This is a genomic window from Paenibacillus sp. FSL W8-0426 (genome assembly GCF_037969725.1).
In the GTDB taxonomy this organism is placed as follows: domain Bacteria; phylum Bacillota; class Bacilli; order Paenibacillales; family Paenibacillaceae; genus Paenibacillus; species Paenibacillus hubeiensis.
Window position 1 is genome coordinate 3,227,949 of sequence record NZ_CP150203.1, and the last position, 13,417, is coordinate 3,241,365.

General features: G+C 47.8%; 11 protein-coding genes and 5 tRNA genes. 12 read left to right on the forward strand and 4 right to left on the reverse strand.

Annotation, left to right across the window (positions count from 1 at the left end; translation table 11 throughout):
• Positions 1–25: 25 nt before the first annotated feature.
• On the reverse strand, positions 26–886 hold the full coding sequence (locus tag MKY59_RS14605; RefSeq protein WP_339278163.1) for an alpha/beta hydrolase: 861 nt from the start codon (positions 884–886) through the stop codon (positions 26–28).
• 267 nt (positions 887–1,153) lie between these two features.
• Positions 1,154–2,260, reverse strand: coding sequence for a glycoside hydrolase family 88 protein (locus MKY59_RS14610; protein ID WP_339278164.1), 1,107 nt, complete (start codon positions 2,258–2,260; stop codon positions 1,154–1,156).
• A 132-nt stretch (positions 2,261–2,392) separates the two neighbouring features.
• Between MKY59_RS14610 and MKY59_RS14615 the strand changes: the two genes are divergently transcribed.
• Positions 2,393–3,226, forward strand: a complete 834-nt coding sequence (locus tag MKY59_RS14615) for an AraC family transcriptional regulator (RefSeq protein WP_339278165.1) — start codon at positions 2,393–2,395, stop codon at positions 3,224–3,226.
• 141 nt (positions 3,227–3,367) lie between these two features.
• Here MKY59_RS14615 and MKY59_RS14620 read toward each other — a convergent pair whose 3' ends face one another.
• On the reverse strand, positions 3,368–3,721 hold the full coding sequence (locus MKY59_RS14620) for an AMP-dependent synthetase and ligase (protein ID WP_236413995.1): 354 nt from the start codon (positions 3,719–3,721) through the stop codon (positions 3,368–3,370).
• Positions 3,722–3,910: 189 nt separating this feature from the next.
• Here MKY59_RS14620 and MKY59_RS14625 point away from each other — a divergent pair, with 189 nt between their 5' ends.
• The 11 genes from MKY59_RS14625 to MKY59_RS14675 all read left to right on the forward strand — a co-directional run bounded on the left by MKY59_RS14625 (position 3,911) and on the right by MKY59_RS14675 (position 12,076).
• Complete coding sequence (locus tag MKY59_RS14625) at positions 3,911–5,518, forward strand: spore germination protein (RefSeq protein ID WP_339278166.1); 1,608 nt, start codon at positions 3,911–3,913, stop codon at positions 5,516–5,518.
• Positions 5,519–5,532: 14 nt separating this feature from the next.
• Positions 5,533–6,747 (forward strand): Ger(x)C family spore germination protein, encoded by a 1,215-nt coding sequence (locus MKY59_RS14630; RefSeq protein ID WP_339278167.1) that lies wholly within the window; start codon positions 5,533–5,535, stop codon positions 6,745–6,747.
• 21 nt (positions 6,748–6,768) lie between these two features.
• On the forward strand, positions 6,769–7,869 hold the full coding sequence (locus MKY59_RS14635; RefSeq protein ID WP_339278168.1) for an endospore germination permease: 1,101 nt from the start codon (positions 6,769–6,771) through the stop codon (positions 7,867–7,869).
• Between the two features lie 143 nt (positions 7,870–8,012).
• Entirely contained in the window at positions 8,013–8,891 is an 879-nt protein-coding gene (locus tag MKY59_RS14640) for a YitT family protein (RefSeq protein ID WP_236414000.1), read from the forward strand.
• 258 nt (positions 8,892–9,149) lie between these two features.
• Entirely contained in the window at positions 9,150–9,743 is a 594-nt protein-coding gene (locus MKY59_RS14645) for a YdeI family protein (RefSeq protein ID WP_236414002.1), read from the forward strand.
• A 434-nt stretch (positions 9,744–10,177) separates the two neighbouring features.
• Positions 10,178–10,253: transfer RNA gene (locus MKY59_RS14650), tRNA-Asn, on the forward strand.
• Positions 10,254–10,256: 3 nt separating this feature from the next.
• Positions 10,257–10,328 (forward strand) — tRNA-Glu (locus MKY59_RS14655).
• Between the two features lie 141 nt (positions 10,329–10,469).
• A tRNA-Met gene (locus tag MKY59_RS14660) sits at positions 10,470–10,546 on the forward strand.
• 5 nt (positions 10,547–10,551) lie between these two features.
• A tRNA-Thr gene (locus tag MKY59_RS14665) sits at positions 10,552–10,627 on the forward strand.
• 4 nt (positions 10,628–10,631) lie between these two features.
• A tRNA-Leu gene (locus MKY59_RS14670) sits at positions 10,632–10,712 on the forward strand.
• 221 nt (positions 10,713–10,933) lie between these two features.
• A complete protein-coding gene (locus MKY59_RS14675) occupies positions 10,934–12,076 on the forward strand; it encodes a DUF4309 domain-containing protein (RefSeq protein WP_339278169.1) in 1,143 nt (380 codons plus the stop codon).
• A gap of 215 nt (positions 12,077–12,291) precedes the next feature.
• On the opposite strand, the gene MKY59_RS14680 is transcribed toward MKY59_RS14675, so the two are convergent.
• Complete coding sequence (locus MKY59_RS14680) at positions 12,292–13,263, reverse strand: DMT family transporter (protein WP_339278170.1); 972 nt, start codon at positions 13,261–13,263, stop codon at positions 12,292–12,294.
• Positions 13,264–13,417 lie beyond the last annotated feature (154 nt).

Genomic DNA, 13,417 nt, shown 5'->3' on the forward strand with positions numbered 1-13,417 from the left:
CTATTCATCGGACGAATAAGCCGAATTACAAGTTTCGCTGTGCTTCTGCTGCTTGCAGCAGTTGACCGTCTGTTGCCGAACCGTCAAGGAAAGTCAACAATTCCCGATTGAATTTCTCCGGTTCATCGAATAACATGGCATGGCCGCTATGTTCAAACATCACCAAGCGGGCATTCGGTATGCTCTGTGCTGTCAGTTCACCCAATTCCGGCTGCACGATTTTGTCTTTCCGCCCGTGGAACACAACGGTCGGAACGTTGATGGCCGTCAGATCATTTCGGAGATCCTCGTCCCTTAGCGAAACGGCGGCTTTGATCGTTCCATGATGGGATGCTTGATAACAGAGAGACTCGAGCCATACCATCATGCCAGGCTGCGTTTTGGTCCGGGTGAATTTCAAACCTAATTTATTGAGCATCGCCGGCCTGTTCTCGTAAGCAGCATCGATAAGCTGCGAAGTGACATCGTCCGGCTCCATGCCATAATCGATCCCGGGACGCCGTGTAAACACCGGCGTCGCGGCACCGGCCAGCAACAACCGATGAATGCCATAACCCTGATGGCGAGCCATATATCGAACCGCGATCGCTCCGCCCATGGAAAAACCGACCAAAGCCGCGTTTTCGAGGCGAAGCTCATCAATGATGCTGCGGAGGTCATCCGCCATGCGGTCATACGAATAATGTTCCCACGGCGCATCGGATTTGCCAAAACCGCGGAGATCAACGCCGATGCAGCGGTAACCTTGCTCCGCGAGCAGCGTGTATTGATACTCGAACATCAGATGATTGGCCGGCCAGCCGTGCAGAAAGATGACCGGAACGCCTTCACCGATATCTTCAACATAAATGTTGACGTTGTCCTCAGTCTGTACGTAATGTCCCATTTTGGTTCCCTCCCACCTATTCAATGAAAATACTCTGTTCAGCAATCAAGCTGCTATGGTTTGGCAATTCGGTTGTGTTGATACACTATTAAACGCATATCGATAAACGCAAACAAAGTAGTTCCACGACCAAGAAAAGTGCAAGATCCGTTGAGTGAACCACCTTATTGAAAACCATCGAAAACGACGATCCAGCCAAACGGTGAAAAATATAAACATAAAAAGAAGCCCGAAGACGTAAGAACGGTCCGTCTTTGGGCTCTTTTCTTAGTCGGCCGCTTTGGCAGCCAAGTTCATTTCCGCACACATCAAGATGAATGCGCCTGCTCCATGAAGGTCGTTTTCGCTCGTAGGACGAGCAATGTAATGGTCATAGTCGCCAATCCCTGTACCGATGCATATGTTGCCGATGACAACGTTGCCGTCGTCGTCAAATTTCAACGTATCAATCACGCCTTGGTAGCCCTTCCAGGCATACTTCAAGTATTGCGGGTCCAAATATCCGAACCGAACGGCTTTGGCAATGGCGTGCACATACAGCGCGGTGCAGGAGTTTTCGTGCCAATTGTCTGCGCGGTCGCCTTTATCCACCACTTGATACCACAATCCGGTGGCAGGGTCCTGGAAGTTCGTCAGTGCGATCAATAGATCCTGTACAATCGCTACAAGCTTTTCCTTGTCGGGATGATCCTCAGGCATGTATTCGAACATTTCGAGCAGCGCGACCGGATACCAGCCGATGGCGCGGCCCCAGAATTCCGGCGCAAGGCCAGTGACCGGATCGGCCCATTTGGCTTCCTTCGTTTCGTCCCAGCCATGATACAGCAAACCGGTAACCGGGTCTTTCGTATGTTTCTCCATGAGCAGCGCTTGAAAGGTCATCATGTCGATGTATTCGCTTTCACCAAACGTGTGGGCAAATTGCACCGCAATCGGTCCGGCCATGTACAAGCCGTCGAGCCACATTTGGTTCGGGTAATGCCCTTTGTGCCAGAATCCGCCGGATTCGTTCGTTGGCCATGATTTCAACAATGGAACAAGTGTATACAGCGCTTTTTTGTACCGCTCGTCTCCGGTTTGTTCGTAAAGGGTGAAAAGAAGCACGCCAGGCTGGATGTCGTCCAGTTCATCAGGCTTGAATTTTTTGATGCTCCCGTCCTCAAGGACCTGGCTGTCGACCCAACCCTTCATATAGTCATATAATTTCTGTTCTCCGGTCTGCCGCCAGCACTTTTCCATGCCGGACAGGAAGACGCCTTGATGGTAATGGAAACGGTCCGGCGGAAGGTTCTCCGGCTCGAATTTGTTCATTAAGGCTTCACAAGCTTTGAGCGCCCATTGGATCGGGGTGGTTAGAGATGAAGCAGTTTGCATGCGTATCCTTCCTCCTTGGGTTATTTGTACTCTCATTTTAGCATCGGAATATGTACATGTTTTGCGGAAAAACTCCATTTCTTCTTATTTCTTGCGGTATAATGAACTACAGGGATGGGAGGGAGATCGAGGTTGGGGAATCTTTATTTTGAGAACAATGCTGGTACTTTCCTGGTATCCCACCGCAAAGCGTTAAGTCACCATATGCCGGAAAGCCATTTTCACAGCACCTACGAAATTTATTATTTGATGTCCGGCCATCGGGCGTTTTTTATTCAAGATCGGACGATTACGATTAACGAAGGCGATCTCGTTGTGATCGCGCCCAACATTTTGCACCGTACCACCAATGCGGAACGGCCGAAGCATGAACGGCTCATCATCAATATGCATGAACGGCTTTTCTCGCCGGACGGTTCCCATCAGGACGTGTTTCGGCCTTTACTCGAACGGGATTATCTGGTCTTGAAACATTCCTTGCGCAGCAGGCAACCCATTGAAACGCTTGTCGGTGCGATGATCCAGGAAATGCAGGAACGCAGAAAGGGCTTTGAGTTGTTTGCCCAGACACTTGCGCAGCAGCTCCTCGTTACATGCTGCAGGCATTTCATGCAGCACGATGCGGAGCCGATGGCCTCACCGAGCCCCATGCACGAACGAGTGTCGGAGATTGTCCGCCATATTAACGAGCATTACATGGAAGAATTATCGCTTCACTTGCTGGCAGACAGGTTCTATATCAGTCCTTATTATTTAAGCCGATCCTTCAAAGAAGCGACGGGGTTTGCGTTTGTCGAATACGTGAACAGCGTGCGGATCAAAGAAGCAAAAAAGCTGCTTGAGAATACGTCCATGAAAGTGAACCTGATCGCAAGGAAGGTTGGCTTCGGGAGCGTTACACACTTCGGAAGGGTGTTCCGGTCGGTCACGGGCAATGCCCCGTTGCATTATCGAAGCAAAGAATAACACTTCTCAAGTGATGGCTATATCAAGCTTTGCGTAAAAAAGGCTAACCAATGAGTTTCCCGACTCATCGGTTAGCCTTTTTGCTGTTTCGTATTCATGGGCATCAAAAAAGAACCTTGTAGGCGAGGCTCTTTGGCAAACTTATTGTCGCTGCTGGTTCGGGAAGCTCCCGAATGACTGGGAAGGCATTCCGATGCCGTGGTTGGTATTATACGGCTGCTCAAATGAATTGACATGTTGAGAAGTCGTATTGGCCAGTTGTTGTGCAAGGTTAGCGATTTGTTGCAGCTGTTGGATCGCTGTTTGATGGCCTTGCAGCGCGGTTTGAATGATATGTGCCGCCTGCTGTTCGCGCTGAGCGAGTTGTTCAAGCTGCTGCGCGTTGCTTTGCTCTTGTCTCAAAAGCTGTTGATACTGCATGGATGCTTGCTGCGTTTGCTGCGTGAGCTGTTGTGCAAGCTGAGTAATTTGCTGAGACTGTGAAAATTGGTTCATGTCGAATCCCTCCAATGGTCATTTGAATAACAACTGTAGTATGGAATAGGCAATTGGAAAATATTCAGTAAAAGTTGGGGGGCGGGGGCACAGATCTTGAAGGTGGAAAACACTCTGTCATTCCAGGCCGTTATGCATATTTTCAGAAATAGGTAGACATATTAACCGGAAAATAAAGGAGGTGGAATTGTGCTGACCCGTTGGATGAAAAAGGCATTTGCAAAGCCTAAAGAGAATGCTCCACAGGCAGTACAAAATCATCCTTCCGAGAGCATGGGAATATCGTTTCGAGATAAAGTGGAGGCGATTCAAAAGGCGTTTGATCAAAGTCCCGATTTGGTTGTTCGGGAATTTTCCGCATCGTCTCCAGATGATTCCGTTTTGGCGATCTGTTACCTTGAAGGATTGACAGACCCCGCCTTGATCATTGAAATGATGGATTCCGTTCTTCGAATGGTCGACTCCATTTCCTCGGCCGAAGAACAATCTATCGATGCATCGGTTAGGAGACTTCTACCTTCTGGAAAAATTCAAAATTTGCATACGTATTCCAAGGTTTATGAGGCCATGCTAACTGGCCATGTCATTATTTGTATGGACGGCGTACAGCATGTGTTGTCCGTTCCCGTGAGCGGAGGAGCAAGGAGGTCGGTGGAAGAGCCTACCTCGCAGACGGTGGTCAGGGGTCCGAAAGAAGGTTTCACGGAAGAATTGAGCACCAATATGACCCTGATCCGGAGAAAACTCCGGACAGCGGATCTGAAGTTTCAAATGCACCATATCGGTTCGGTTTCTCAAACGTCGGTTGCGCTGGTTTATATTCAAAACATCGCGAAGCCTGAAGTCGTGGAAGAAGCGACAAGGAGGCTTAATGCCATTTGCACCGACAGCATTCTTGAGAGTGGATATATTGAAGAATTTATTCAGGATGCGCCCTTGACGCCTTTCCCGACGATGCTTAACACAGAGCGGCCGGATACGGTCGCAGGCAGTCTTTTAGATGGTCAAATCGCCATTCTCGTGGATGGAACCCCGTTTGCGCTCGTTGCTCCCGTAAGCTTTTTTAATTTCTTTCAAACGACCGAGGATTACTACCAGCGGTATGATATTTCTACATTTCTCAGAGTCATCCGCATGCTGTGTTTCTTCATTTCGCTTTTGCTGCCATCCACGTTCATCGCATTAACGACCTTTCAGCAAGAAATGATACCTACGACCTTATTGGTCACCCTTGCAGCCCAACGGGAAGGTGTTCCATTTCCAGCTTTGCTCGAAGCACTGCTCATGGAAATTACGTTTGAAGTCATTCGCGAAGCGGGAGTTCGAATGCCTCGGGCCATCGGACCGGCAATATCCATCGTTGGCGCATTAGTGATCGGACAGGCTGCGGTCGAAGCAGGATTAGTTTCGGGAGCCATGGTGATCGTCGTGTCTTTTACCGCGATCGCCAATTTTGTCATTCCATACTTCAGCATGGCGACAGCCGTTCGTTTGCTGCGGTTCCCGTTCATGCTGCTGGCGGGCACGCTGGGCATATTCGGAATATTGGCCGGGGCCGTGCCTTTATTGGCTCATTTGGTTTCGCTGAGGTCCTTCGGCATTGATTATTTAATGCCATACAGTCCGTTCTACAAGTCCAATATGAAAGACCAATTGCTGCGGGTTCCTTGGTGGGCCATGAAAACAAGGCCGGATGAAAAGGCAGGCGCAAACAAAACAAGGCAAGCGGCTCATCAATTTCCTTCGGGATCAAACAATGCCATAAACAGTATCCCTGATTCCGAAACGGACGAATAAAGGAGCAAAAAGCTATGATTAAACGCTGGTTCAGCGTCCTGATGCTTGCTTTGTCCATGGTTGTGGCCGGGTGCGGCAATCTCACGGAAATGAACGATTTGGGCATTACGACGGCAACAGGGATTGACAGGCAGAACGGAAAATGGCTGGTGACCTATCAAACGATTGTTCCCCCCGCGAGTGCAGGGAAATCTTCATCAGGGGGGTCCCAAACATCCGTAAATACCTTCACATCAGAAGGCAAAACCATAAACGAAGCCGTCTCCAAAAGCAGCTTGGAAAATTCCAAAAAATTATATTTTGCCCATACCCATGTCCTTCTGATCGGTGAAGAAGCTGCACGTCACGGCATTGCGGAAGTCATGGATGAGTACTATCGCAGTATAGATGCGCGGGAATCGGTTAAAGTGCTCGTTGCGGACGGGCAAGCCAAAGAGTATTTAAAATTTCAAGTTCCTCCAGAGAAACAACCTGGTCGGGCGTTATCGGGAATTCTGAATCGAAATACGGAAATGGGCTCTTTTTACCCCGTGATGACTCTTCACGAAATCGCACTGAAAATGACCTCGGACAGCAGGGCAGTCGGAATACCTACAATAACGGTTAAGGGAAAAGAGCGCAGCGAATTGGAATCCACCGATATCTTCAAACAAACTTCTCCGCCAGTCAAATTGAGATTAGCGGGATTAAGCGTATTCTCCAAAGACAAAAAAATCGGAGAACTAAGCGAGAGCGAAAGCTTGGGCATCTCTTGGCTGACGAATCGGATCAAAATCGCCAACCTGACGTTTTCGGGTGATAACGGAGAGATCAACTCTTTTCTTGTCCGAAAAGCAGTCGTTAACGTGAAACCCCTGAAGTCCGGTTTACATTATATTGTTCATGTCGATGTAAAGGTCAACGCCGAATTAAGCGAGAGCACCTCCCAAAAGGAGATCACAAGCGCCAGCGATATTCGCATCTTGCAGCGACAAGCCGAACAAGTCATTAAAGCACAGGTTGTACAGGGGTGGACCGCGAATCAGCGGCTTCGCGTCGATTTGCTGGGCCTCGCAAACAAAATTCATCAAAGACATCCGAAGGACTGGAAAGCGATTCAGGAAAACTGGCCCCAAGAGTTGGCTCAAATGGACGTAGAGGTGGACGTAGGCGTCAGCCTCAAACGGGTCGGACTTCTGCAGGATTCGTTCAGCAAGTTGCTCAAATCGAAAGAGCAAGAGGAGCACTAAAACCAAAAGGGGATGTACAACATGGCTTTGGCCAAGACGCTGCGGGTATCCGAACTGGCGGTATGCCTTTCCCTGTTTGAAGTAGGGAGCACCACCTTGTTTCTCATTGGCGGAGAAGCCAAGCAGGATGCATGGATGGCCATGCTGGCCGGGGCCTTTGCCGGCTTGCTGCTATTGCTTCTGTACCTGGGAATCCACCGCGAAGCGCCTGATTTGGATTTGTTTATGCTGTTTCGGCGCTACATGGGGAAAGGGTTGGGAACGTGTTTAAACGTGTTGTTCATCGGCTATTTCGCTTACGAAGCATCCCGGAATTTGCGCGATCTTAGCGAGGTCACCGAGTTGACGCTGCTAAACAAAACGCCCATGTGGCTCATCAGCATAATCACGATCGTGGTGGTGTCCAACACCGTGCGATACGGATATCGCGTGTTGTTTCTTATGTGCATGATCTTGTTCCCCGCCATGCTGCTGGGTTATGTGTTGATCAGCATTCTAATACCTGCTACGGGTCTGTTCCACTTGGAGCTTAGCTTGCCGGTTCTGGACCAGGGATGGGGAAGCATCTTCAGCGCCGCATTTCCGGAAATCGTTTCTTTTCCTTTTGGGCAAGTTGTGTTGTTCCTGGTTTTTTACCCCTATGTGCGTCAAGGCGGAAACTTGAACAAGGTGGTCATCATCGCCTATACCATAACCGCTCTTGCGTTAACGTTTATCAATCAGCTTGTCATTTTCGTCATGGGTCCGCAAATTGCAGCATTCAGCACGCTTCCGCTTCTGCAGACCGTCCAGCTGATTGACATAAGCGAGGTATTTGAGCGCATGGACGCCTTGTTTACGCTGCTTCTTTTTTTAGGGCTGGGCATCAAGCTGGCGGCGTTTTTCCACGGTGCGGTCATCGGGCTTGAACGAATAACACGCGTGACTTACAGGCGCTGGGTTCTGCCGGTTGGACTGGCTCTGTACGGCGTGTCTTTCTTGTCGCCCACGTATACTCAACACATCGAGGTGGGGCGCGGGTTTACGGTAAATTATATTTCTCCCGTCTTTCAAATCGTCTTTCCGGTACTGCTTTATATCATTGTGGTCTTAAAAAGGAGAAAAAAACGCAGCGTCTCATGATCCATCAATGAAATAAAAAAATGATTCGCTGGCCCGTCCCCGGACGGTTGCAGCGCAATATCGAAAAGAGTCGAATGGTTTGCCAAAATAGTGAAAATTATTATAGACTAATTTTATTCATCATTGTCCAAGGGGGAAATTGAGTGATTCAAAGCAAAGGCAGAGTGCAGAAATCGAACAAAGTAAGAATCGTTTCCAAAGTATTGCTGATTATGATCGGGGCTTTTATTACCGCATACGGCCTGGAAGCCGTATTGATACCCAACAATGTATCCGACGGAGGGGTGACGGGTCTCAGCATCGTTGGTTCCAAGCTGTTCGGGCTGCCGCTGGGGCTGTTAATCGGCATCATTAACATTCCTTTCGTTTGGCTCGGATACAAACAAATCGGCAAAAGCTTTGCCATATATTCGGTGATCGGCATTGCCTCTCTGGCCGTCGGCACCAGTTTAATGCACCATGTTCCAACCATTATTGAAGGTGATACGCTGTTGATTACCGTGGTCGGCGGGATTATCATCGGTTTCGGTATGGGTCTTGCGCTGCGTAATGGCGGGGCGTTGGACGGAATCGACATGCTGGCCGTATTGCTTTCGCGCAAACTGCCTTTCGGAACCAGTGATCTGATTTTGTTTTTGAACATGTTTGTCTTTATTGTCGTTTCGAGCGTATTCGGTCTTCAGGGAGCCATTCTCTCCGGACTTGCTTATTTCATTGCTTCCAAAGTCATACATATCGTTGAAGAAGGTTTGAGCGGCTCCAAAACGTTCAAAATCATTACGAACCAACCCGAAATCATGGTGGAGACCATCCGTGACCGGTTAGGACGGGGAGCAACATACACCGATGCTTACGGCGGCTACACCAATGAACAGTTCAAAGAAATCACTTGCGTCATCAACCGGATGGAAGAGAGCAAAATCAAAGAGATCATCCACGAGATTGATCCCGGTGCTTTTGTTGTCGTATACGATGTAGCAGAAGTGAAGGGCGGCAATTTCAAAAAGAAAGACATCCATTAATGGCCTGCGCCGTTGTTGGAAAAGTGAACATCATATTTGAACAGCCGCTATTTTAGCGGCTTTTTTGTTCCTCCACGGCAAGGATTACGCTGCCGACTCCAGGCACGATACATTCAGGATTGAAAGAGTGCCCTCCGGTGGTCTATAATCAATTTCACGCCAAATGGTACCGATAAAGTTGAAAACGGTTTACAATCAAACGATTAAAGCCGGATCGTCATTGAAACAATTTATAATTGAAAGGGGTTGCTATCAATCATGCAAGGCGAACGAAATACAAAGATCGATCCATACTTCAATAAACTCAAACAGTGGAAGGAAGAGTTCAATCTGCTGAGGGAAATCATTCTGGACTGCGGTTTGACCGAGGAGTTCAAATGGATGCACCCGTGCTACACGTTTGAAGGCAAAAACATCGTGTTGATTCATGGCTTCAAAAATTATTGCGCCCTTTTATTCCACAAAGGAGCATTGCTGAAGGACCCGCACGGGATTTTGGTACAGCAAACGGAAAACGTACAGTCCGCGCGCCAGATCCGATTTACCGAGGCGGAGAAGATCGAAGACATGCAGCTGATCTTGAAGGCATATATTGCCGAAGCGATCGAGGCTGAGAAGTCCGGTTTGCAGGTGGAGTTCAAAAAGAAGGAAGAGTATGCCGTACCCGAAGAATTGGAAAACAAATTCGTGGAAATTCCAGACTTGAAGGCAGCATTCGAGGCTCTGACGCCGGGGCGGCAAAGGGCATATCTTCTGCATTTTTCTTCACCCAAGCAGTCCAAAACCCGCGAAGCCAGAATTGAAAAATATATGGTGCATATCTTGAATGGCAAAGGGATGAATGACAAGTAACAATCTGTGATCTGGACAAGATGGTTGGATTCTTTCAAAAGGTCGCTAATGTATATAAACCGCACGAGTCAATCACACAAGGCCACTGCGAGTGCAGACCATCTTCCGATCGCTGTTATCCCCAGATTTCTTTGATTCCCTTTTCTAAGGGGAAAATCCGGTGATAAATGCGAACACTTCGCTTCTCCAGATTGGTTCTGCCTCTCCGTTAACGTGAGTATGTTTTTTGCGGTTTATATAGCGACTTTTTTTCTTTGCCTTAGGGAGATGTAAAAACGAGTAACAGAAATATTTTGAATTTTATCTTTACAAGAGATGATGTCTATGATATATTCTAATTCCGGGAGCAAAATTGATAGGACTCCGGTAAGCAAACTCTGCATCATACATAGAAGACAGTTGTTGATTGATGTGAGATGAATATTTTTTAATTTTCCCTGATAGCTCAGTTGGTAGAGCACTCGACTGTTAATCGAGTTGTCACAGGTTCGAGTCCTGTTCGGGGAGCCATAAGGCCCGTTGGTCAAGGGGTTAAGACACCTCCCTTTCACGGAGGTAACAGGGGTTCGAATCCCCTACGGGTCATCGCAATTTTATTGCAGCATACGGGGTGAGAACCCCAAAGGTTCGTCGGAGGATCAGCTTCGCAATTGCAGGCTTCGCAGTCTCGAACGAAGTGAGAGTATCCCCTACGGGTCATCGCAATACTTTATGATTCACTAATATGGCGGTGTAGCTCAGCTGGCTAGAGCGTACGGTTCATACCCGTGAGGTCGGGGGTTCGATCCCCTTCGCCGCTACCATATTTGCCGGTGTAGCTCAATTGGTAGAGCAACTGACTTGTAATCAGTAGGTTGGGGGTTCAAGTCCTCTCGCCGGCACCATGATGCGCGTGTGGCGGAATTGGCAGACGCACTAGACTTAGGATCTAGCGTCTTTGACGTGGGGGTTCAAGTCCCTCCACGCGCATATTCGTAGTTCGTGAAACCCTTGGGAGCAATCCCAAGGGTTTTTCTCTTTTACGGAAAGTCTACATCAACTTTAAGAAACCTGTTCCTGATCCGAATGATCGGACCCCTGCATTTATGACTCCAATAAATATTGGAAACGATCTACTGTTCGTACAATACCTTCGGTGATATAATGTCATAGCTTTAGATTGAAAATAAATTAGTAAAGGAGAGTTGGAGATGATTCACCCCAAGTACAATGCCAGAACGGCTTACCTGGTAATACTGACCCTGGTATGTTTTGTTTTCAGCGCATTGTTGCTGCATCCAGTTAAAGCAGCTGCAAAAGGAGAGCAAATTTCTGCGGAACAGCTCAAGAGCATGAGTCGCCTGTCGTTCACGGTCCGCGACGCCAATCAGACCCCTTATACGGTGTATATCTTCGCTGACGATGAGCAGAAGAGCACATTGACCGAACCGAACAATTGGACCAACAATAAGAAGGGCGATGCTAGTTATTCAGGTACATATCGCGCAGCACTGTTGAAAAAGGGAGCAAAGTACGGAGTCGTTCAAGCAGCCAAACTGGATTTGAGTACAATCATTTTACCGCAAACCTGGAATTTCGTCGTGAAAAGCAAAGAGTCCGGAACTCCCGATATGCTGATTATTTCAGATTGGGGAACGTCCAACTTCAATGAAGTAAAAACGTATATTGTTCGCTCAGGCGAACTGCGCCGCGTGAACTTCGTAGACAACAATGGCAAAAAAATCGGTGATCGCTATTCGGCCATCCGAGGCGATGGTATACGTACTCTGTCTGGGGCCAGAGTGCAGTTCAAAAATTATAACAACCTGCAATTCGTTTACGGCGTGGATACGTTCAAATTAAATGCAAGCAAATTGGAACTGCGACTGGAAGATACACGGAATACCCGTACGAAAGCTTGGCCGAATTCAGGTACTGGAGATCGTGCTTATTTGAAAAGCCTTAAGGATGCGGCCGTAAAAGGCGTATTGCCTGGCCGCACCGATATCAAGCTTGGAATGTCCATCCAATCCGCTCAAAAAAAGCTGGGCAAACCGAAGTCCAAATCAAATGGGGAGTGGGGAGCGATCTACTATTACACCCAATTCGGCCTGGGTTTGGATGGTTATATGCATGAGCTTAACAATAAATCCCGCATTGCCATGTTCGAGTTGAACAACGAAAAACGATACCTCTCCCCGCTGAATGTCAAGCAATGGATGGGAAAACCTTCGTCTGAATATTATAATGAAGCCGCTGGAGGCTATGAGATGGTGTACAACGTAGGGAAGCATACGATCGTTTTCAATTATGAAGAAGAACATGATCTGATTGATTTCACGAATATTTATTAGTTTCAGTGTAGACAAACCAATCTGGAGAAGCAAAGCGTTCGCCTAAAAGTTTTCTGAAAGAAAACTGCATCGGAAGCATAGGCTTATCCCCGGATTTTCCCTTAGAAAGGGGAATCAAAAAATCCGGGGATAAGAGCGATCGAAAGATGGTACTGCACTCGCAGTGCTTTGTGTGATTGATTCATGCGGTTTATATAGCGGCTTTTTTTGGTGGGTCATTTTTGGGCGGCACGATTCCAAACGGAGGTTGCGCGTTGTACACGATTGACCATATAAATTCCGACCGACACGAACAGCAGGGCAATCAGGTTTTTCAGTTCGAAAATGGTTTCCCCCAGAAATAACGCCGATAACAATGCGCCGAAAACGGGAATAAGAAAGTTAAAGACGGAGATTCTGCCCACCTTGTTGTACTTCAGAAGCAAATTCCACAAACCAAACGCAGCTGAGGACAGCACAACCAAATACAGCAGGTTGCCAGTAGACCCCGGCGTAAAGTGCGTCACGCTGCCCCCAAGCAAAACACCTAGCAGGGCAAGTGCCAATCCGCCGACGAACAGGCTGAACCCCGTTACAATCAACACATCAATGGAGCCTGTCAAATGTTTGGCATAAATGGCCGTAATGGAAAAAATGAGTGCAGCGATAATAATGAACCCTTCCCCTGTAAATGAGACGGAGAACGTCAGCAGGTCTGAGTGAAAATTGACGATGATTACGCCGATAAATCCGAGTAAACAACCGAAGACTTTATTTTTGCTGAGCTTATCGTTTTGATATAGGAAATGGGCCAGGACAACGCTGAAAAAGGTCGCCGTTGCATTCATGATCGATCCTTTGACACCGGTCGTATTTGAAACGCCTATATAGAAAAACATATATTGCAAGCCTGTTTGCAATACGCCAAGCATGGCGAGGCTTGTCCATTGACGCCCGGACAATTCGAATTTCCGTTTTCGAAAGACACGAAATAGAATCAGGAGCAGCAGCCCTGCCAATATGAACCGATACCCGGCAAAAACGAATTTGGACGCAATGTCTTCCGGGGCGATCTCAAAAGCGATATACCCTAGTTTAATGGACGGGAAAGCACTTCCCCACAACAGGCAGCATAGGCTGGCAACTACGGTTACAAATAAAGGTTTGCTAAATGGGTGTTTTTTTTCGATTGCCGATTCTCCGTGCACGTTCAATCTTCTCCTCGCACATTGTATATGTATATGTTCGAATAACACATCCTTCTGACCATATCACAAATGGCCGCCGCTTGTAATCAAAAATGATAAAATCACGTTCTTTGTCCGACATAGGCAGAGTTTGAGGTTCCGGTTCATCCACCAG